The sequence below is a fragment of the Chryseobacterium sp. FH2 genome (genome assembly GCF_001045455.1).
GTDB lineage: Bacteria > Bacteroidota > Bacteroidia > Flavobacteriales > Weeksellaceae > Chryseobacterium.
Map to the genome: position 1 here is coordinate 108,095 of NZ_LFNE01000003.1, position 21,436 is coordinate 129,530.

Genomic DNA, 21,436 nt, shown 5'->3' on the forward strand with positions numbered 1-21,436 from the left:
CTGTATAAGCCTGAATTTATCCAGAATCTTCAAAAGTTGGACTTAATTGAAATGTATAATGGCAGTAGATTAGCTTTTTTTCGGTGTCTATAGCTTTATTCTAACCATTTCAATTTTGAAAGCCTGCCTATTTTACACAGTTATCAGGCTAATGCACACAATGGATTTGTCAAAACCGTTCAGTACTTTTGTTGCGAGACAATTTTCACATATTAGTTATTATACCCTTTCAATTGGGATGTTAAGCTATATTGCCAGACAGTTGGTTAAAAATTTAATGCATCACGGTTTTGTTACCGACAATTTAAACCAATTTTGGACAGACAGTCAGGCATTTATTTTAATGGGAGCCGTAATCTATATTATTGCGACTATTTTCAAAAAAGGAGTAGATATCCAAAAAGAAAATGATTTAACTGTTTAGGCTATGGCAATTGTAGTAATTTAGACGTTGTAATGGTTAAACGAAAAATGTCACTCAATGAACTTTCTGACAAAGTTGGATTAACTTTATCGAATCTCTCAATATTGAAAACTGGTAAAGCAAAGGCAATTAGATTTAGCACTTTGGAAATAATTTGTAATGTATTAGAATGCCAACCTGGTGATATTTTAGAGTATGTCAATGTCGAACAAAAAACAATGGCCCGCTAACAAGGATTTGGCAAAATGTGAGATTAAGCTCTGAATTGAAAACTCTCACTTTTTTAGCTGCTGTTTTTCAATCCATTTTCTTTTTGTAATTTCAATGCCTTGAAAAAGCATTGATTTCGTGCAGGCTTTTGAAGAACTTTAGTTCAAAAAAGCCTGCACTTTACCAATACTTTTCCGTTAGCAGCAAGCGTATCAAAAATGCTGGTAACACAACTAAAAAAAATTAACACATGAAATTATGAAAAAAATAGGTTTACTTTTTTTATTTTTATCTTCCATTTTGTTTTCACAATGTTGGAAAGAAGTTTCAACTGGAAGATGGAATTCCGTAGGTTTGAAATCAGATGGCACAGTTTGGGCTTGGGGAAATAATTTATACGGACAATTAGGAGACGGAACAAATAATTACAGCAGTGTTCCTCTGCAAATTGGAATTGCGGAATGGAAAGTTGCAAATAGTGGTCCAACTGCAGACCACATAATTGCAATAAAATTGAATGGCACTCTTTGGTCATGGGGCGGAAACAACGCAGGACAAATTGGAGACGGCACATCAACGCATAAAAACAGCCCAGTCCAAATAAACACCCAAACAGACTGGAAAAACACATCTGCAGGTAGTGCACATTCAATAGCACTCAAAAATAACGGTACACTTTGGACATGGGGATTAAATAACGATGGTCAGTTGGGAGATGGAACATCTAACAACAAACCTTTTCCAACGCAAATTGGTACTGCGACCAATTGGGAAGATATAAAAGGAGGTAATCTCTATACTTTAGCATTAAAATCAGAGGGTACTATTTGGTCGTGGGGAAATAATCTTCAAGGTCAACTAGGTGATGGCACAAATATTAGCAAAAATATACCTACACAAATTGGAACTGCTACAAATTGGAAAACGATTTCAGCGGGTTCTAACCACAACGTAGCAATTAAAACTGATGGTACCCTTTGGACATGGGGTTACAACGGTTATGGACAATTAGGAGACGGAACAAACACTAACAAGAATGTACCAATCCAAATTGGAACAGCGAATAATTGGAAAACCGCTGTAGCGGGAGTAAATCATACTGTAGCGATTAAAACAGATGGCACATTGTGGACATGGGGATTAAATGATAACGCACAATTGGGAGACGGAACCTTTATAAACAAAAATATTCCAACACAAATTGGTATTGCAAGTGATTGGTCACAACTTGCGGGAGGACATTACCATAACCTTGCAATTAAAACTAATGGTTCACTTTGGTCGTGGGGATTTAACAGCTATGGACAACTTGGAGACGGCACGACCGATTTTAAAACAAGTCCAGTTGCTATTACTTGTTCAACTTCGGTATTACAAACACAGGATTTAGATTTGAATAATGCTAATATCACTATATATCCGAATCCAACTAAAATAATGTTTCAAATCGAACATAAGGTAAATATAAAAAATGTTCAAATTTTTAATGAAGAAGGAAGAATTGTACATTCTGTACAAAATAAAAATATCATCAATATCCAATCACTACCAAAAGGAATCTATTGGGTTAAAATTGAAGATGTAAACGGAAAAATGTTTACAAAAAAAATTGTGAGAAACCAAGATTAAAATGCCTGCAGCTAATATCATATTGGCAAAATGCGGGTTTAAACCTGAATTGAAAACTCTACTTTTTTGCTGCTGCTTTTCAATTCCGTTTTCTTTTTGTAATTTCAATACATTGAAAAAGCATCGGCTCAGTAAGTCTTTCTTGAACTAAAGCTCTCCTAAATCACATACTTCGCCTATACTTTTTCCGTTAGCTGCAAGCTTCCAAAAAATCACGTATGAAATTAAATAAAGAAAATATGAAAATTGGCTTGAATTCAATGTTTATTTAGTAAAATTTAATTTCTGATGAAACAATAATTCGACTATTAATTAATGGTGCTCCAAATCAATTCGCTCCTTTTTCAAGTTTTAACAGTAATAGAAATTATATTGAATTCAAAACACTGAATGATTATTTTGATGAAAATTTTGAAAATGGAAATAACTGAATTGTTTTTGGAAGTGATGGTTTTGGAAACCCATTCAGTTTTGATAAAAACTCAAATTACCAAATAATTTTACCTGATTTTGACACTGAAAAAAATATTTGTAAATGAGAATTTTGCGAATTCTTAGATTTCATTTTAGAAACTGCAGTGCTGTAATGCTGCGACTACGCAAAGCACCAGCTATCTGGTGGCGTACTGATTAACATAACGAAAAATTGAGAAAAAATATGGAGAATTCAACATCAATAACAGACGCAATTTGGACACAATTTGGAGCAAGTCTCGATATGCTCGAAAATGCAATCAATATGTGTCCCGATGAACATTGGGAAACGGAATCAGACTTTTGGTATCTGTCTTTCCATTGCATTTTTTGGACAGATTATTACTTGTCAACAGAACCGCATAAATTTGAACCACCGAAACCTTTTACTTTTTCAGAATTTGACCCTACAGGTAAAAGACCGGAAAGAACTTACACAAAGTCAGAGGTTCTTGACTATTTGGAACACTGCCGGCTAAAAGCAAATCGGCTTATTAGCGAACTGACACCAAACAGAATGAACGACCGTTGGATTAACGAATCCAAAAACTATTCTTTACTTGAAATTTTGTTGTATAATATGAGACATATTCAACATCATTCCGCACAGTTTAACCTGGTTCTTAGACAGACTATTAACAATGCACCGAATTGGGTAGCTCAGGCAAAGAAGCTTGCCGATAAATAGACAGCCAAAAATTAAACGGACGAAATATGGCTAGAGGTAACAAGGTTTTGTAATAGTGGGATGAAACTGCAAAATTCAGCGGTAGTTTTTCGATTAAACTTTTATGCAAAATTGAAAATTTGTTCTTCGATTGCCCCACCATCGCAAAGCCCCACTGTTAGCAGTAAGCATAAAACTACAACTAAAATTGTCGCATTTGTACTATGCCTGTTTTTTGAGAACGGTATTTTGAATTAAAAAATTATAAAACAAACACTTACAGCATTGCAAAGCTGTTCTTTAAAAAGAAAAGTTGCGCCCATCGGCGAGTTATGGGCAATATAAAAAACCGCTAAAAATATTAACAAATGAATTGGAATAATTATTTATTAGAACAAAAAAAAACGATGCCGCAATTATAATCCGTGACTGTAAAATTTAATATATAAAATCTTCAACCTTTGCATAAAACAATTTCGGGTTTTCCTGCAAGGGAAATATATACTAAACCCAAATGCACCACATTGGGAAACCCCAAAACAACCGCCAAAAATTATAAAACCAAGATGAAAAACCTGCTTATCCTAATCACTTTTGCGATGATTTTGCCTGCCTGTAACCAAAACGCAGGCAAAGACAAAACCAGAACCGAAAAAACCGTTTCAATCAAAAAAGACAATCCGCAAACAGTTTACAATTCAGATATCATTGAAATAGAAAATGTTTTAATAAACGGGCATCAGGTTATACTGTCCGCAAATGAGTTTCGCTCGGCTTATCCCAAAATTGATTCTTCAAAAACCATAACTGCAGATTGCGGAAGCCCGTTTGATTGGTTAGACGAGCAATGGATGACCAAAACCTATGGGAAATACAATGAAACCAAAGGCACATTTGAAAAATACGACGGGAAAATAACAATGCTTTATGGAGAAAATATCGAGTTCAGCACCAATAACCATATTGTGTTGTTTGATATGGCTTTTGCAGGCAATAATTCTTTCAGGATAATTTCCCACAACATCACCTTGGATAAAAGCACCACATTAGAAGCATTTAAAAGAAAGTTCCCACACTCAAAAATTGAAAAATTGGAAAAGCCCGATGAAGCCAGGTTTAGATTTTATATTGATAAAGAGAAAGAAAACGCGTTTTTGTTTTATTTCAAAAACGGTAAATTAGATTATTTTACGTTATGGTGGCTATTATGCTAACCTATTTAAATCAAACTCACAGATGATAAAATAAACCAGGAATGAACAAGCTGAAAATACTGAAAGCAGTTAAAATCATATTGCTGACAATCTACATACCCGTTCTTTTGTTTTATTCGGGCATTGTTTTACCCGAATATCTGGCGTGTGTGAACTGCAATTCCGAAGGCGCTATGGGAACGGACATTTGGGGCGATGAAGTGCAGTGTTTCGGCGAAAGCAAGGTTTTCGGAGAAATTATCTTCCAGTTCCTCTCAATGATAGTGGTAGGATGGTCTGTTGTATTAATCATTGTTTTTTTCTTTATCCATCACTTAAAAAAGACATTAAAATAAAAAGATGAAACAGCTATTATTCTTCATTATAATGATTTCCACGGTTTCGGTTAAAGCACAGCTCGCACCGCTCACGCCCGAAGAAAAAGCCAGAATGGACAGCCTCAGCAAAATTTTCGACAACAACCGAAAGCTGGAAGTGCTGGATGTTTCCCTCAAAAAAATATTCAAAAAATCGGGGAAATATTATGCTACGGTAGAATGGAACAATCTGGGAAAAGAACCTATTACCTCGTTTTCTGGAATACTGGTAATACATAATGGGGAAATAGGTGATGGTATGGAATGGCTGGACACCAAGCCTCTTCCTGCTCTTCTACAACCTGGTCAACCGCAATCGCAGGATTATGAAGCACCTGCAATTGGTAAAATGTTTCCGAAACTACCGAAACTAAATGAAGTCCATTTGATGTTTACTGCCTATACGGTAAATACAACAAGCAATAATTTTAAAAGTATTAGAGCAATTAGCAACCTTACCAAAAAAGAATGGCTTGCACTGTTAGAAAGAGATAAAGATTACACCATTTATAAAGAATTGAACGAACGCAAACAAAAATACCTGCAAAACGAAGCCAAGCTGAAACTGCTGGAAGGAAAATTCCTGAAAATAGATATGGTTGACGGCAAACCTTATGTATTTTGTGAATTTAAAAACAAATCAGGTCAGGCAATAAATGTTTACGGCACAAGAATAAGCATACAATCCGGCACTAATGAAAACAGTGGCTGGATTTGCAGTAATGGCTCCGACCCCGATACATATTTAAAGCCAAACGAAAGCATTGCCATTCAATGCAGGATGCAGAATATTCCTTATGACAAAATGAAATTCCCGGTATCTGACCCGTCCTTATATAACTTGAAGATAACTCTTGGCTGCGATATGATAAAGTTGGATGATATGACCTACCACACAGTTGAGTTTACTAAGGAAGATGAGGAAATGTTACGATTGCTGAACGAAAAATATAAATAGAAAAAATAAAATATTAACACAAATGAAAAAAAACAAATTTTCCCGCTACCTGCTGCTCGTATTAAAAGAGCTGGGGTTGTTGATGATAACGTTTATTGCCCTTAGCACTCTCAGGTTTATATTCCGGTTTGTATATGTTGGAAGGCTGTTAAATATGCCAACAGTAGGTCAGTACCTGCTTTTTACAATCGCTGCTTTTTTAATATGGCGGGGTTTTGTGCTGCTTCCCGGGCGTGGAAATGCGGAGGAAACTGCTCAGAAAAGAAAGACGTTCTACATCATTCTTACCATTGTGATGCTTGCTGTAGCAGCAGCATTCTGGTATTTGTATCTCGCTTTTGAAAACGTGCATTATAACTGATTAAGATGAAACAAAAATACTTCTACCTGCCTGTCTTTTTGATGCTGTTGTCCTGCAAGGGCGACAAAAAATTTGACGCGGAAGTCTGGAAAAAAGAAGCCTTTTTCTACGATTTTAGGCACAGGTCTGCGATGGCAGAAGATTTGGTAAAGAATTATCCGTTAAAAAGCAAAAGCTATGCACAAATCGACAGCTTATTAGGTAAGCCGCAAGATGTAAGCCGCTTTCCCGAGAGAGAAGTATTTTATACAAGATACGTCCTTGAAGCGGAAAGCGACAGGTTTGGAGTTTATTCGCCCGTAACAACAAAGCGGCTGGTATTTGAGTTCGGGAAAGACAGCCTTGTAAAAAGCTGCACCATTGAAGATACCAGGTATTTGCTGGATGATTTTTGAAAATAAGATTAACACAAGTATAAAATGAAACCGCTCATTTACCTGCCTCTTATTTTCTTGATATTTTCCTGCAGGGAAAAAGAAGAGCCAAAACCTGCGCCAAAGGATTTTGCCGAAAAAGTAGTGGATTTTACCATCGCCAATGCAGATACAACAGAAGACAGAATCATAGAGCTTACCCGCCTGTATAACCAATTAGCCAACAGCATTTCCGATGACGGAAACGAAAGCTCATCTTTGCAGAAATACTGAAAAAAGAAAGGGTTTGAAGTAACCAACTGGGGACGGGGAATTTCCCGTTGGGCGAAAGAGTAGTTTCGCTTACACTGAAAAAAGACAGCTGCGAATGCCGTGTAGATAAAATGTATTATGACACGATGGAGAAAGACTATTATGATAGGCGTGAAAGCATACAATATAGAAAAACGGGGAATGCCCGTTCTTCGGAATGACAAAAAAATCCCGATACCGCAGATTTGTAATCGGCCCGAATTATTTTATTATTTTTGAGATAGCTAATGTCATCAACAGAATTTATGAAAATTAACAAAAATATATTGCTCAACAACAAGGCAAATATCATCTATGGAATTAGCTTAGCATTCCTGTTGTTTTTTCTTAAATGGTTAGAACTTCGGTTCATTATTTTTAGCCATTCATATGAAATTTATATAGGACTAATCGCTGTGTTATTTACAGCATTAGGAATTTGGCTTGCCCTAAAATTGTCAAAACCAAAAATTGAAACGGTTATTATCGAAAAAGAAATTTACATTGAAAAGCCTGAAACTTTTGTTCCGAATACTTCACTCATTTCCGAACTTGAATTGAGCAAAAGAGAACTAGAAGTTTTAGCACTTTTAGCAAAAGGGAGCAGCAACCAGGAAATTGCATCGCAGCTTTTCGTTTCGTTAAGCACCGTAAAAGCACACAACCAGAACCTTTTTGAAAAACTGGATGTAAAGAGAAGGATACAAGCCGTTGAAAAAGCCAAAAGGCTGAATATCATACCTTAAAAAGTTATCCTTTAGTATAAAATTGAACAGAAAAACGCAAAAATGGCCGAAAGTATAATCTAAAAGAGCATCGCTTTTCTCACTTTTGCAGTAACAAATAATTTAAATAATGCAAAAGAACATTCTCATCTACGGACTTATTTCGGGCGTTATCGTTTCGGTTATAATGCTGTTTTCAATGAACTATTACAGTCATTGCGAAGGCAACGTGGACTGGAACACAAGTATGCTCATCGGCTACGCTTCTATGCTGATTGCTTTTTCGATGGTTTTTGTGGGCATCCGCAATTATCGCGACAAATTTAACAACGGTACTATCAGTTTTGGAAAAGCTTTTAAAATCGGAATTTTGATTGTATTGATTGCTTCGACCATTTATGTTGTTTCGTGGTTAGTATACTATTTTTTCTTCATTCCTGATTTTATGGACAAATATGGTGTCCGTGAAATTGAAAATATGAAAACGAGCGGGGCAACAATGACGGAAATAGAAAGCAAAACTAAAGAAATGGCGGAATTCGCCAAAATGTACAAAAATCCCTTCTTTAATGCAATGATGACCTATGCGGAAATTTTACCTGTCGGGTTAATTGTAACATTGATAAGCGCATTAATTTTAAAAAGCAAAACTAAAAATAATACAATATGAAATTAGGAGCATTTTCTGTAAGTCTTGCAGTAAAAGACATTCATAAATCAAAAGATTTTTATGAAAAATTAGGGTTCAAATACAAAGGAGGTAACATTGACCAGAACTGGATTGTCCTAAAAAATGAGAATGCCGTAATTGGTCTTTTTCAGGGAATGTTTGAAGGCAATATTATCACTTTCAATCCGGGTTGGGATGGCAACGCACAAAATTTAGAAGAATTTGATGATGTAAGGGCCATTCAGGAACAGTTGCGAAATGCAGGGATAGCATTAACTGCGGAAGCTGACACGCAATCAGAAGGACCAGCCTACATAACTTTGACCGACCCGGACGGAAATAATATTCTTATTGACCAGCATCGTTAAGAAAAGAAGGGCGAAAATGCTAAAATCCAAGCTTGGTTCTTCGGTTGAAATTTTGATTTACTGAATGTTTCCGCTCCGATTTTTCTCCATTTCGCGAAGTCTTGAACCGTTACGTAAAAAACTACAACTGCCGGTTTTTGGACAATCATTTCAAGGATTTGGATAATTTCAACAACATTTCTTTGCTGAAATTTGTATTATAAAAAATTATGATAAATGATACAAACAAAAGGATATGCAGCACAAGCCACAAATGAACAGTTACAACCCTGGAACTTTGAAAGACGGGAAGTTGGTAATCACGATGTTCAGATAGAAATTCAGTATTGTGGTGTTTGTCATACCGACATCCATAACCTCAAAAACGAATGGTTTCCGGGGATTTTCCCGATGGTTCCGGGACACGAAATTGTCGGGAAAATTATAAAAGTAGGCGACCACGCCAAGAAGTTCAAAATTGGCGACCTTGCAGGCGTTGGAACTTATGTGGACTCTTGCAGGGAATGTGAAGATTGTAAAAACGGGCACGAAGTTTTTTGTGCAGAAAATGTGCAGACTTACAATAGTTTGAACCGAAACGGACAACCAACATACGGCGGATATTCTAACACTATTGTAGTAGATGAAGATTATGTTTTCCGTATTTCCGAAAAACTGGATTTAGCGGCAACAGCACCATTATTGTGTGCGGGCGTTACCACGTATTCGCCTTTGAAAAAATGGAAAGTCGGGAAAGGGCACAAATTAGGCGTTATCGGTTTGGGCGGGCTCGGGCATATGGCTGTAAAATTTGGCGTGGCATTGGGTGCGGAAGTTACCGTTTTCAGCACTTCGCCCAATAAAGAAGAAGACGCCAAAAAACTCGGTGCCCATCATTTTGTGGTTTCAAAAGACGAAGAACAAATGAAGGCCGTTTTTCATTCTTTTGATTTTATTCTGGACACGGTTTCAGTCAACCACGACATCAATCCCTTGATTGCGGTTTTACGGACAAATGGCGTTTATATCAATGTTGGTTTACCGTCAAAACCTTGGGAGATATCATCTTTCTCCGTAGTTGTGGGCAACAAAGTGATTACAGGTTCCGGACACGGTGGTCTGCACGAAGCGCAGCAGATGCTCGATTTTTGTGCTGAACACAACATTGTTTCAGATATTGAACTGATTGATATAAAAGATATTGACAACGCTTTTGAACGATTGGAAAAAGGCGATGTACGTTATCGTTTCGTAATTGATATGTCCACTTTATAATTAAAAAATTAAAAGGAAGAAGAACAACTTCTTTCTTTTTTATAAATTTACAGGAATGAAAAAGTCTGCACCTTACAGTATAAAATCCATTTCGGAATTGCACGAATTATTCCATCTTCCCAAACCACATAATCCGTTAATTAGTGTGGCAGATGTTAGTTTGTTCGATTACGAAAATAACCGCGAAGTGTGGAAGCATTTTAGTCAGGATTTTTATTGTGTTTCGGTGAAGCAAGGGAACAAATGTAAAATGAGATATGGGCAACGCTATTACGATTTCAACGAAGGTGTGATGATTTTTACCAAACCCGGTCAGGTTTTCAGCGTTTCAGAAACAGATGCTTATCAGGCAACTGGTTTTGCATTGTTTTTCAAGGCCGATTTAATCCGAAATTATCCATTAGGAAAAAGCATCAACCAATACGGATTTTTCTCTTACGATTTGTCAGAAGCATTGCATCTTTCAGAAACGGAAATGAATGTTGTTTCCGCGTTAATCCAGCAAATTCAACAGGAATTAAAATCAAATATTGACACTTTCAGCCAGGATATTATTGTTTCGCATCTGGATTTGTTGCTCAATTATGCAAACCGTTTTTACAATCGCCAGTTTATAACACGAAAACCCGCAAGCGACGAAGTTTTAGTCCGGTTAGAAAACCTTCTTAATGATTATTTCAATGAAAATATCGTAGAAACCGGACTGCCAACCGTTCAGTTTGTTGCACAACAATTAAACCTTTCGCCCGATTATTTAAGCGATATGCTGCGTAGCATTACGGGACAAACCACGCAACAGCACATACACAACAAGCTTATTGACAAATCGAAAGAACTATTAGCCACGACTAATTTATCGGTAAGCGAAATCGCGTATCAGTTAGGTTTTGAATATCCACAATCATTCAATAAATTGTTTAAGAAGAAAACCGATATTTCACCTTCAGAGTTTCGGCAATCGTTTAATTGACAATAGAGTGCCTTGTCTCATTTTTGCTTGCTTTCAAAAAGCAATTTGGTTATACACCTGAAATTAACAAGGACGAGATAAAAATTTTTCCTTCCCTCTTTTTATTTTTTATGGGACAACCAGGTACTGGCGAGCCTGAGCTGACCTCTCAACAAAGTAAAATAGGTCTTTAAAACAAAGTTTCAGGAATTAAGCCTGTCTACCTTTGTCTCAATAAAATTTTTAAAATAATGGGACAGAGTAATTATCAGGGAGCATTACAAAAACCGATAGGTTCAGGATTTAATGCAGCATCTACATCAACAGAAGTAATTAAAGGAATTGATTTAACAGGAAAAACAGTCATTGTAACAGGTGGTTATGCAGGTATCGGATTAGAAACTGCAAAAACATTGACTTCGGCTGGTGCAACGGTTATCGTTCCTGCAAGAAATACCGAAAAAGCACAGCAAAGTTTAGAGGGTATTCCAAATGTAGAATTGGAAACAATGGATTTGATGAACCCCGCCTCCATTGACCAGTTTGCCGAAAAGTTTTTGGCTTCGGGCAGACCATTACACTTACTTATCAACAATGCAGGCATAATGTGGGCTCCGTTACAGCGTGATAGTCGTGGTTATGAAACTCACTTTTCAACCAATCATTTAGGGCATTTTCAATTAACTGCACGTCTTTGGGGTGCTTTGGTAAAAGCCAGCGGAGCAAGAGTAGTAAATGTTTCTTCGTGGGGACATCATTTTTCAAACATTGTTTTTGACGACCCGAATTTTGAAAACCGTGAATATGATAGTCAAGGCTTGGCGGCTTACGGACAATCTAAAACGGCAAATATTCTTTTTGCATTAGAGCTGGACAACAGAGGTAGAGACTTTGGCGTGCGTTCTTATTCTTTACATCCGGGTTCTATCGTGGAAACCGAGTTGGGTCGTTTGCTTTCCAATGAAGACTTGCAAAAATTAGGTGTGTTTGATGCAGATAATAATGTGGTTTATGACCCATCAAAAGGATTGAAAACCATTCCACAAGGTGCTTCTACTACAATTTTTGCTGCCACAAGCACATTACTCAGCAACATTGGTGGTGTGTATTGTGAAAATGCTGAAGTAGCCGAATTGGATTTAGGAAATATTGACGACCCGGAAAGCCGTATGCACGGTGTGAGCAAAATTGAGGGTGTAATGCCTTATGCTTTGGAAGAAAAAACAGCAAAAAGACTTTGGACTTTGAGCGAAGAATTGACAGGTGTAAAATTTGAAAATATAATTTCCAAGTGATTATAGAGGGGTGTTTTAGCAACGCCTCTCTTTCATTTTTGTAATTTTGTATTTCGTATGGCTGATAAACAACAAAATAAATATGCCGAAATTGTCTTATCGTGTATTGAAGAAAAGTATTTCAAAGATGAAATCATTTTAGAGTATCATTCTTTTATACGGATTATTTCGGGCGAGATGAAAGTAATACAAGCGGACAGTTCATTTACTTTCGGTGCAGGCGATACATTACTTATACCAAGAAATGAATTATCAACTTACATTAAATATCCTAAAGACGGAAGACCTTACAAATCGGTGGTGATGACCTTAACTACTGAAAGGTTGAAAAGGTTTTACACTAAAAATCCAATTCAGCTTTCAGAACCGCATACACATAAAATCAGGACATTTGATAAACATCCGTTATTGGAAAGTTTTTTTGCTTCAATAATACCATACTTTGATTTATCGGACGAACTACCCGAAAAAATCATTTCCGTAAAGATTGAAGAAGCATTAACCATTCTGAGAACTACTGATAAAGGTATTGATAATCTTTTAGCCGATTTTTCTGAACCGGGTAAAATCGACCTTGCCGAGTTTATGGAAAAGAACTATATGTTCAATATGCCAATGGAAAAGTTTGGTTATTTGACGGGACGTAGTTTGACAACCTTTAAACGGGATTTCAAAAAAGCATTTTACACGACACCACGAAAGTGGCTTACACAAAAACGGTTAGAGCTTGCCCATTACCAACTTACAGAGAAAGGCCGAAAGCCTGTTGAAATATTTTATGAAGTTGGTTTTGAAAATCTATCTCATTTTTCCTTTGTCTTTAAAAAGCATTTTGGCTATCCACCTACAGAGCTGACCAACCGAAAAGCCAAGTCTGGCAGCTAACACTGGCAGAGAAATTTTTCATTAGGAATCGTTTGGTAATATCAAAGGCATTTTTATTTCTTAATTAATGATATTCACCACGGAATTGATGTAAATGGATTAGCAAGCAATGATATAGATTTATTTTATCGAAAGCAGAAAATACTGTTAAGCATCTAAAAAAAGACTTTGTAGCATTTCATTTTGTGCGACTTTTGTACAACTCGAACTATGAGTTTTCATGATTATATTGATTTAAAGTAAAGATATATAGTAGCTCAACTGAAAGTTCTTAATCTACTATTAAAAAAACACTAAGATTATTAATAATATATTAATCCATATTTGAATGTTAAATTAGCTTGATAAGAGTAGATTTGTTGTAGATGGATAAAACTTCTACATACCGTATTCCTTTTATATTGTTATTATCAGTTTCTCTTGGGATCCTGTCTTGCAATCAAAGTGACCATACCATCAAAATGAAAGGTTCTGATACAGAAGTTAACCTTGCCGTTAATCTTGCGGAACAGTTTAATAAGATTGATCACAGTTTTATTATTTCAATTTCCGGTGGCGGTTCGGGGTTAGGAATTACATCTCTTTTGAACGGGCAAGCTGATATAGCCAATTCATCCCGACCTTTGACAGATGAAGAAAAGCAAATGTTCAAAAACAAGAATATCGAACTGAAAAGCGTCGTTTTTGCTGAAGATGCCACCGCTTTTGTTGTGAATGAAGATAATGAAATTGACGAGATTGATGTCAAAACTCTCGGGAAGATAATGGACGGGGAAATTTCAAACTGGAAGTCAGTTTCAGGATTAGATCTTCCCGTTAATATTTACGGAAGGCAGAGCAGTTCAGGAACGCATTCGTTCATTAAGAAAAAACTTGCCATTGAATACAGCCCCAAAGCCAAAGAGATGACCGGAAATGCCCAGATTCTTGAGGGAATTAAAATTGATAAATCCGGGATCGGATACGTGGGGGCTGGATATATTTCAAAAAATGCTAAAGAAAATAAAGGGATAAAAGTTTTAAAAATTAAAGTAAATCCGAATTCCGTTGCTGTTTCACCGCTGGATTCAGCATCTATTAAAAGTCGTAATTACTTTTTCCAGCGACCCTTATATCAGTTTATTCCTGCTAAATCATGGCAGAAAGTAAAACCTTTTATCGATTTTGAAACAAAAGGATTAGGAAGACTGATTATTGAAAATTCCGGATATTATCTTATCAATTAAATATCATGCAATATAAACAACGTATATTCATCGACAACACAGCGAAAATTATCTTTAAGTCCACTGGATTGCTGGTTTTGGCTTTACTTGGAGGTATTTTTTTCATGCTTTTATACAATTCGATATCGTTCTTTTTTAAAGTTTCTCCTTTAGATTTTATCACAGGAAGCGAGTGGAATCCAACTGCTTCAGAACCGGCTTATGGTCTATTGCCCCTCATTGTAAGTACGACATTAGTATCTTGTGGAGCCATGCTTATCGCAATTCCTTTGGGAATAGGGACCGCTGCTTTTATTTCGGAATATGCAAATCCTAAATTAAAAGCATTTTTGAAACCCGCTATTGAAATGCTTGCTGCTATACCGTCTGTAGTCATCGGATTCTTAGGAATTGTGCTGTTGGGACCTCATATTGCAGAAATGAATAACCTGCCCAATGGTTTAAATGCATTAAATGGAGCCATTCTTTTAGCGATAATGGCTTTACCCACGATTATCACAATTTCAGAAGATGCAATTTATTCCGTTCCTCAAACCTACAGGGAAGCGAGCTATGCGTTGGGGGCTTCAAGATGGCAGACTTTGAGAAAGACAACTATTCCCGCTGCTGCCCCCGGTATTATTGCTGCCGTAATGCTGGGACTAGGGAGGGCAATCGGTGAAACCATGACGGTATTGATGGCAACGGGAAATGCTGCTGTTTTTCCGAAAGGATTTTTTGATTCTGTAAAAACTATCACTGCAACGATCGCAATTGAGATGGGTGAAGTTCCCTATCAGACAACACACTATTATGCTTTGTTTGCCATTGCGATTGTTCTGTTTTTTATGACCCTGGCCGCCAATTTGACTGGCGAATATTTTATCAACAAATTCCGAAAGTACCATGCAGCTTAAACTCAAAAAATTAACTCCCATAATAGAGTGGGGAACACTCTTGCTCTGCACGGGGTTGGTGTGTTTCTTCCTTATTGTTATTCTTTATGATATCTTCAGTAAAGGTATTACGGTTATTTCCTTGGATTTTATCTCAACATTTCCAACAGACGGCATGACAAAAGGCGGGATTTTGACTCCCATTATCGGAACAGTATTTTTAACTATTATTACGGCGCTTTTCTCTATTCCATTTGGAATATGCTGTGCCATCTATTTGAATGAATATGCTGAAAATACCTGGCTAACAAGAATTATCAGGGCTTCTATCAGGAATCTTTCAGGAGTTCCTTCCATTATTTATGGGCTGTTTGGATTGGCATTGTTTGTTCAGGCTCTAAATTTTGGAACTTCCATTCTATCGGCAGGTTTAACGCTTGGTTTGTTATCACTTCCTTATATTATTACCACTACTGAAGAAGCTTTGCTGCGAATTCCTGCAAGTATGCGTGAAGCTGCTCTGGGTGTTGGTGCAACTAAGTATGAATCTATCCGCGATGTTGTATTGCCCTCATCAATGTCAGGAATTTTAACCGGTGTGGTATTGACTTTATCCAGAGCAGCCGGAGAAACTGCACCGATTTTGTTTACCGGAGCAGCATTTTACATTACAAATGCTTTAGGAACTCCAAATCAGGAATTTATGGCTTTGCCTTATCACTTATATATGCTTTCTACACAGCATCAATCTATTGAAGAAGTAAGGCCGATAGCTTATGGAACTGCTTTGGTTCTCATTGTTGTTGTATTCATTATGAACCTGGCAGCCTTTTATATTCGATATAAATATAGAAAAGATGAAAAGTAAGTTAGTTGCAGAAAATCTGAATTTATCATTCGGAACCAAGCATATTTTAAAAAACGTGTCCGTTGAATTCTCCGAAAAGCAGGTAACGGCATTAATAGGACCTTCCGGATGCGGAAAAAGTACACTGCTTCGTTGTTTCAACAGGATGCACGATCTGTATCCCGATGCCAAAATTGATGGAAAAATTTCTTTGGACGGGCAGGATCTCTATCAAAAAGGTATTGAAGTAACCGATATACGCAGAAGAATTGGTATGGTATTCCAGAAAGCTAATCCGTTTCCTAAAAGCATTTATGACAATATTGCATACGGTTTAAAAATCAATAATTTACCCACTGATCAGGCAACAGTACAGAAAGCTCTTGAAGAGGCTTATCTTTGGGATGAAGTTAAAGATGATCTGAAAAAACCGGCAACAAGGCTTTCGGGAGGGCAGCAACAGAGACTATGTATCGCCAGAACCGTAGCTTTGCGACCCGAAGTGATTCTGATGGACGAGCCTTGTTCTGCCTTAGATCCTATAAGTACATCGAAAATTGAAAATTTAATCCATAAGCTTAAGGAACAATATACTATTGTAATTGTAACACACAATATGCAGCAGGCTCAACGTGTAGCAGATAAAACGGTTTTTATGTATCTCGGGGAAATTATAGAACAGGGCGAAACCGGTCAGATATTTAATAATCCTAAAATGGAAACAACTAAAAGTTATATTGGTGGATATTTCGGATGAAGCAGAACTTACAAAGTTTATATTGTTCTGATTAAATAATTGATAACAGTCCTATTGCTTTTCATTTTTGAATTATCATTGTAAGAAAATCGTTGTACATTTTTATTTTTATAGAGAGTCTTAGATAATATTTTTAATAACTCCACTTTAAATACGATAATCTTGCTTTAATCTTAATAATAAATCCGAATCAAATCAAGAAAAGTATAGTTTTTGATAAGCATTACCTGATGGTAAAACTGTATTTTTTCTTTCTGGTAATTTCTGCTTCGATAGTTTGGTCTCAAAAAAGAGATTCGGCGACTCTTATTTCTGAGGTTAACATTGATGCTTATAAGAAACCTGCGAGTTTTATATCCTCTACAAAGTCGGTTGCTGTTGTTTCCGAAAATTTACTTAGACAAAATACACCCGAAAGAATGCTGGAGTCCGTCAATCAGGTCCCTGGCGCGAGTATGGAAGAGCGATCCCCGGGAAGTTACAGGATTTCTCTTAGAGGAAGTACTTTGAGATCACCGTTTGGAGTTCGCAATGTAAAAGTTTATCTCGATGATTTTATTTTGTCTGATGCTTCGGGCAATACGTATTTCAATGTCATCTCTTCTGAACTCATCAATAGGATGGAAATCTATAAAGGTCCTGAAAGTGGTGATTACGGATCGGTAACGGGAGGAACTCTTCTTCTTCAAACCAAGGATTCAGATAATCTCTCTGCAAACTTATCTATTGGGAGTTATGGCGCTTTTAATCAGAGTTTTAATGTGTCTGAGAAGGTGGGAAAACATTTTTTTGAAGTATTCCAGAATTATTACAGAACAGATTCCTATAGGGAACAATCAGCAATGCAGCGCAAGCAGATTTTTATTAAAGATGATTTTAAATATGCTGAAAAAGCTTTGCTCAAAGCGATGGTACTCTATTCCGATTTGGATTATCAAACACCGGGGGGATTGACCCTGGAGCAGATGCAGATGAACAGAAAACAGGCAAGGCCGGGAACGGCAGCCCTTCCGGGTTCTGAAGAACAGCAAGCGGGAATCCGTAATAAAATGTTTTTAGCAGGGATTTCCAATGACTATCGGTTTGATCAGAATTTTTCACATTTTATTTTAATACAAGGTTCATATGTTGATTTTGAAAACCCTTTTATCACGAATTTCGAAAACCGTTTTGAAACGAATTGGGCAATACGGACACATCTGAACTATGAGAAGAACTGGAAAGCCGTCTCTCTGGCGTACCGATTCGGTTTTGAAGGCGGAATCAATGATATTTTGGTTAAAAATTATAATAATATCAAAGGAAATGAAGGTGAGCCACAAAATTTTGACAGGATTAAAAATACATCGGGCTTTTACTTCCTTTCTCAGAAATTAAATATTAATGAAAAACTTTTCACCGATATTTCGATTAGTCTTAACTCAAATTTATATGATTGGCAACGTCTTTATCCTGAAATAGAGAATGGTAAATCGAAGTTTAAAAATCAGTGGCTCCCGAACTTTGGGATAAGCTATCTTTTGGGAAAAGGTTTTTCTGTTCGTGGAAAAATAGGTATGGGGAATTCTGCACCTACCAATGAGGAAATCAGGTCTTTATCGGTCAGCATGGTTCTTGGAACCGTTCTTCATTAGTAGGCTATCAGGTTGCGTATGTTCCTTTTAAGAATGGAAAGGCTTCTGGCCCATACCAACCTTTCTTGACTGGTTTTATTGCGGATGAAGCTAAAGGTGATGTGTACGGAAGACCTGTCGGTGTTCTTCAGATTGCGGATGGTTCTCTTTTAGTAGCCGATGATGTCAGCGGTATTGTTTGGAGGGTTTCCTATACTAAAAAATAATCAAAATAAACAAAGCAACTTTTATAAGTTGCTTTGTTTATTTATAAAGGTAAATTTATCTGAGGTAAGACAAGGCATACCAATCGGTTAATGGAATCAATTTTGAAATATTTGAATTACTACAAAAAATTTAATCACGGCTACTTGTTCCCAATCTTCACCTTAGTATGCAGTGTTATCCTTTATCTTTTTTGCTTTAAAGAAAAATTATCCAAATAAACTGCTTGATGCACGCCATTAAGCAAAACTTTCAAACCTAAGTTCGCATCTTTTTTTAGAGAAATAGTAAATACTTTTTTCTCTCCCGTTATTTTTGAAGATTTAGCTATTGAAAAGTATGATTTTGCATCGGATACATTGTTAATTGAGAACAGCTCTAGAGTGGTTTCTCCTCCGTTGTCCGAAACATCAAGTGTGAGTGTATATGTTCCAGCTTTAATTTTGGGAGTAACTAAATACATATTCTCTCCCGGGCTGTTCATCGAATAAAATATAATTTTTTTATCATTAGGGTAAAGCATTGCTTTTCCGGACTGAGCAGTCCAGCATTTATCAATATCTTTCCATGTATCAAAATTTTCTGTAAGTGTGGATACAACTTTACACTGTGCATTTGTTGTTACAAACCCACCAAAGATTATCATTCCTGCAAATGCAATTTTTCTCATATGTTATTATATGAAGTAAAAATAGCTAAAAAAGGTTATATCAAAAAGAGATAGTTTAATAATCTGGGTTAGTTCTGGGTTTTCATTATCAATTTATATTGAACGGGCTTAATGATTTTTTTCAGAGCTTATCGTTGAGATTAATTTCTGTAATTTTTAATATAATACTGGGGTTTTAACAGTGCTTTATGATGATCCCAAAACAGCTTAAAATATTTTGGCAAACACTTTGTTGAATACTTATTAAAATTATACAATGGATAAGCGATTAAAAATAACATTAGGACTGCTTGTAGGAGGCTCAATAGCTTTTTTAGCTTCCAAGAGAAGGAGAAAAACTGAGGAAAAAGTCTTTACAGCACCGGATGGAATGTCATATAAGGAAAATCAGCTTTACAAAACTTACGATAACAAATTGTACAAAAATGGAAAACAAGTGCATTTTAAAACACTTACTCCCGAGACAGAATCTATGTCAAATAATCCGTATAATGACGCTCAGATGAAAAATACACAACAAGATCCTAAGGTAAGTAAATACGATATGAAATATCATCATAAAGGTTCCAGGCATAAATGATAAATAATGCCTTACAAAAAATGAGCTCATACCAACCTTTTCAATTAAAAAGACTGAATAATTTATTATTTAAGATTGACTCAAATTAATTACGGCAAATCCAGCTGTGCTTTTCATAAATGGTAGCTATAATATTATTATTAATTATTTTATTTTAAATCTGGAAAGAAGAGCATACCATATTTACGTGTATTATGAAAAAGTATAAGAAAAAACAATACCCGGTTGAAAATTCCAGATGTTTTCTGGAGCCAAGCCCGACAGTTTTGGTTACATCTTCCTATAAAAATGACCGAAATGTTATGACAATGGGATGGTATACCATAATGGAATTTACTCCTTCACTCATAGGATGTGTAATTTCCAGCGGAAATTACAGCTTTGAACTGATTAAAAAAAGTAAGGAATGTGTGATTAATATTCCAACGATAGAGTTGGCTGAAAAAGTTGTAGCCATAGGGAATTGTAGCGGTTCTGAAGTGGATAAATTTCAGGAGTTTAATTTATCTACAGATTTTGGAACTACTGTTAAAGCGCCATTGCTCACAGATTGTTATGCTAATTTTGAATGTAAACTGTATGATAATAAATTTATTGGAAAATATAACTTTTTTATTTTTGAAATTGTAGAAGCCCTTGTTGCAATTTCACCAAAATATCCCAAAACAATCCAGTATCGTGGAGATAGTCATTTTGTTGAGTCGGGTAAAAATATTATCATTCCTTCAATTAAATAAAAAGTAAATATTTTATATAGAGGTAATCCTCAAATTTTCACCTTTTTGTGGTATCTAAAGATTTGCCCAATACTGTAAGTGTTTTTAATTTTACTCAAAATATTGTGAAATGATTATTTGTGAACATTTACTACTGTCTCAGGGGGCAAAATTATGCAGTTATGATCCGGAAGAATATATTTTTAACGAAGGAACCGTTGCTAAAAATTATTTTCAAATACGATGCGGGACGGTTAAGCTGAATAATTATTTAGAAGATGGGAAAGAATTTATTCACGGGTTTCCTTATGAGGGGCATTGCATTGGAGAAAGTTATGTTTTTACAGAAAATAAATACGCTGTCAATGCAGTAGCCTTAACCAATTGTGAAATTATTGTACTGGATAAAAATAAATTTTTACAAATTCTATTAAAAGAACCTGAACTTTTTTTAAAAGTAAATAAATATACAGCTGATAGACTGCATTTTAGATATATAATTTCAGGTTTTTTAAGTATTTCCGATCCTTTGGTAAAGATTGAAAAGCTATTTTCTTATCTGAGAAAATACTTTGGAGGCCAATCAAAGCACTCATTTTTAATTCCTTATACCAGGCAACAGATTGCAGCTTTAACCGGGTTGAGGGTTGAAACAGTAATTAGAGTGGTAAAGAAAATGGAAATTCAGGGAGTAGTTAAGATTGATAATGCAAAAGTTTATTTTTAACTTTTGCAGGAAATGTGATTTGAAAATAACTTAATTTTATTTATTGATTGAGCTAAAAAAGGTTAGAGATTAATATTTTGTAAAATTCAATAATAG

At 35.9% G+C, this 21,436-nt stretch carries 26 protein-coding genes and 1 pseudogene; 26 read left to right on the forward strand and 1 reads right to left on the reverse strand.

Annotated elements, in window-relative coordinates; genetic code table 11:
- Window positions 1-160 precede the first annotated feature (160 nt).
- From ACM39_RS19405 to ACM39_RS19180, 23 genes and pseudogenes are all read left to right on the forward strand, one after another.
- Complete coding sequence (locus ACM39_RS19405; RefSeq protein ID WP_262483789.1) at window positions 161-424, forward strand: DUF2975 domain-containing protein; 264 nt, start codon at window positions 161-163, stop codon at window positions 422-424.
- Between the two features lie 17 nt (window positions 425-441).
- Window positions 442-654: pseudogene (locus ACM39_RS05620) on the forward strand (helix-turn-helix domain-containing protein); the annotation flags it as partial.
- 238 nt (window positions 655-892) lie between these two features.
- Window positions 893-2,263 (forward strand): T9SS type A sorting domain-containing protein, encoded by a 1,371-nt coding sequence (locus tag ACM39_RS05625; RefSeq protein WP_048510056.1) that lies wholly within the window; start codon window positions 893-895, stop codon window positions 2,261-2,263.
- 658 nt (window positions 2,264-2,921) lie between these two features.
- Window positions 2,922-3,425: a DinB family protein gene (locus ACM39_RS05630; RefSeq protein WP_048510057.1), complete on the forward strand. Its 504-nt coding sequence runs from the start codon at window positions 2,922-2,924 to the stop codon at window positions 3,423-3,425.
- 440 nt (window positions 3,426-3,865) lie between these two features.
- Window positions 3,866-4,618, forward strand: coding sequence for a hypothetical protein (locus tag ACM39_RS05635; RefSeq protein WP_048510058.1), 753 nt, complete (start codon window positions 3,866-3,868; stop codon window positions 4,616-4,618).
- A gap of 41 nt (window positions 4,619-4,659) precedes the next feature.
- Complete coding sequence (locus ACM39_RS05640; protein ID WP_048510059.1) at window positions 4,660-4,953, forward strand: hypothetical protein; 294 nt, start codon at window positions 4,660-4,662, stop codon at window positions 4,951-4,953.
- A 4-nt stretch (window positions 4,954-4,957) separates the two neighbouring features.
- The gene (locus tag ACM39_RS05645; protein WP_048510060.1) at window positions 4,958-5,932 is read left to right on the forward strand and encodes a hypothetical protein; all 975 of its coding nucleotides are present in this window, start codon (window positions 4,958-4,960) and stop codon (window positions 5,930-5,932) included.
- 154 nt (window positions 5,933-6,086) lie between these two features.
- Window positions 6,087-6,293 carry a hypothetical protein gene (locus tag ACM39_RS05650; protein WP_048510061.1) on the forward strand — a complete coding sequence of 69 codons (207 nt, stop codon included), beginning with the start codon at window positions 6,087-6,089 and terminating at the stop codon, window positions 6,291-6,293.
- A 41-nt stretch (window positions 6,294-6,334) separates the two neighbouring features.
- Window positions 6,335-6,688 (forward strand): hypothetical protein, encoded by a 354-nt coding sequence (locus tag ACM39_RS05655; RefSeq protein WP_131701416.1) that lies wholly within the window; start codon window positions 6,335-6,337, stop codon window positions 6,686-6,688.
- 24 nt (window positions 6,689-6,712) lie between these two features.
- Entirely contained in the window at window positions 6,713-6,940 is a 228-nt protein-coding gene (locus tag ACM39_RS05660; RefSeq protein WP_048510063.1) for a hypothetical protein, read from the forward strand.
- A 284-nt stretch (window positions 6,941-7,224) separates the two neighbouring features.
- Window positions 7,225-7,704, forward strand: a complete 480-nt coding sequence (locus tag ACM39_RS05665) for a response regulator transcription factor (RefSeq protein ID WP_048510064.1) — start codon at window positions 7,225-7,227, stop codon at window positions 7,702-7,704.
- A gap of 109 nt (window positions 7,705-7,813) precedes the next feature.
- The gene (locus tag ACM39_RS05670) at window positions 7,814-8,353 is read left to right on the forward strand and encodes a DUF4199 domain-containing protein (protein ID WP_048510065.1); all 540 of its coding nucleotides are present in this window, start codon (window positions 7,814-7,816) and stop codon (window positions 8,351-8,353) included.
- Window positions 8,350-8,721 (forward strand): VOC family protein, encoded by a 372-nt coding sequence (locus ACM39_RS05675; protein WP_048510066.1) that lies wholly within the window; start codon window positions 8,350-8,352, stop codon window positions 8,719-8,721. Before ACM39_RS05670 ends, ACM39_RS05675 begins: the two co-directional genes overlap by 4 nt.
- 216 nt (window positions 8,722-8,937) lie before the next feature.
- Window positions 8,938-9,975 (forward strand): NAD(P)-dependent alcohol dehydrogenase, encoded by a 1,038-nt coding sequence (locus ACM39_RS05680; protein WP_048510067.1) that lies wholly within the window; start codon window positions 8,938-8,940, stop codon window positions 9,973-9,975.
- Between the two features lie 55 nt (window positions 9,976-10,030).
- Entirely contained in the window at window positions 10,031-10,945 is a 915-nt protein-coding gene (locus ACM39_RS05685) for a helix-turn-helix domain-containing protein (protein WP_048510068.1), read from the forward strand.
- Window positions 10,946-11,175: 230 nt separating this feature from the next.
- Window positions 11,176-12,219: an SDR family NAD(P)-dependent oxidoreductase gene (locus ACM39_RS05690; protein ID WP_048510069.1), complete on the forward strand. Its 1,044-nt coding sequence runs from the start codon at window positions 11,176-11,178 to the stop codon at window positions 12,217-12,219.
- Between the two features lie 57 nt (window positions 12,220-12,276).
- The gene (locus tag ACM39_RS05695) at window positions 12,277-13,104 is read left to right on the forward strand and encodes a helix-turn-helix domain-containing protein (protein ID WP_048510070.1); all 828 of its coding nucleotides are present in this window, start codon (window positions 12,277-12,279) and stop codon (window positions 13,102-13,104) included.
- A 365-nt stretch (window positions 13,105-13,469) separates the two neighbouring features.
- A complete protein-coding gene (locus ACM39_RS05700; RefSeq protein ID WP_048510071.1) occupies window positions 13,470-14,330 on the forward strand; it encodes a PstS family phosphate ABC transporter substrate-binding protein in 861 nt (286 codons plus the stop codon).
- A gap of 5 nt (window positions 14,331-14,335) precedes the next feature.
- Window positions 14,336-15,226: a phosphate ABC transporter permease subunit PstC gene (gene pstC, locus ACM39_RS05705; protein WP_048510072.1), complete on the forward strand. Its 891-nt coding sequence runs from the start codon at window positions 14,336-14,338 to the stop codon at window positions 15,224-15,226.
- The gene (gene pstA / locus ACM39_RS05710) at window positions 15,216-16,073 is read left to right on the forward strand and encodes a phosphate ABC transporter permease PstA (RefSeq protein ID WP_048510073.1); all 858 of its coding nucleotides are present in this window, start codon (window positions 15,216-15,218) and stop codon (window positions 16,071-16,073) included. The genes pstC and pstA overlap by 11 nt, the downstream gene beginning before the upstream one ends.
- Window positions 16,063-16,809 carry a phosphate ABC transporter ATP-binding protein PstB gene (pstB, locus tag ACM39_RS05715; protein WP_048510074.1) on the forward strand — a complete coding sequence of 249 codons (747 nt, stop codon included), beginning with the start codon at window positions 16,063-16,065 and terminating at the stop codon, window positions 16,807-16,809. The genes pstA and pstB overlap by 11 nt, the downstream gene beginning before the upstream one ends.
- A gap of 230 nt (window positions 16,810-17,039) precedes the next feature.
- Complete coding sequence (locus tag ACM39_RS05720; protein ID WP_082140538.1) at window positions 17,040-18,443, forward strand: TonB-dependent receptor; 1,404 nt, start codon at window positions 17,040-17,042, stop codon at window positions 18,441-18,443.
- A gap of 65 nt (window positions 18,444-18,508) precedes the next feature.
- A complete protein-coding gene (locus tag ACM39_RS19180) occupies window positions 18,509-18,649 on the forward strand; it encodes a hypothetical protein (RefSeq protein WP_165585098.1) in 141 nt (46 codons plus the stop codon).
- A gap of 182 nt (window positions 18,650-18,831) precedes the next feature.
- On the opposite strand, the gene ACM39_RS05725 is transcribed toward ACM39_RS19180, so the two are convergent.
- Window positions 18,832-19,317 (reverse strand): hypothetical protein, encoded by a 486-nt coding sequence (locus ACM39_RS05725; protein WP_048510075.1) that lies wholly within the window; start codon window positions 19,315-19,317, stop codon window positions 18,832-18,834.
- 256 nt (window positions 19,318-19,573) lie between these two features.
- Between ACM39_RS05725 and ACM39_RS05730 the strand changes: the two genes are divergently transcribed.
- From ACM39_RS05730 to ACM39_RS05740, 3 genes are all read left to right on the forward strand, one after another.
- Window positions 19,574-19,897 (forward strand): hypothetical protein, encoded by a 324-nt coding sequence (locus ACM39_RS05730; RefSeq protein ID WP_048510076.1) that lies wholly within the window; start codon window positions 19,574-19,576, stop codon window positions 19,895-19,897.
- A gap of 194 nt (window positions 19,898-20,091) precedes the next feature.
- The gene (locus tag ACM39_RS05735; RefSeq protein WP_048510077.1) at window positions 20,092-20,634 is read left to right on the forward strand and encodes a flavin reductase family protein; all 543 of its coding nucleotides are present in this window, start codon (window positions 20,092-20,094) and stop codon (window positions 20,632-20,634) included.
- Between the two features lie 109 nt (window positions 20,635-20,743).
- Entirely contained in the window at window positions 20,744-21,340 is a 597-nt protein-coding gene (locus tag ACM39_RS05740; protein WP_048510078.1) for a Crp/Fnr family transcriptional regulator, read from the forward strand.
- Window positions 21,341-21,436: the final 96 nt, after the last annotated feature.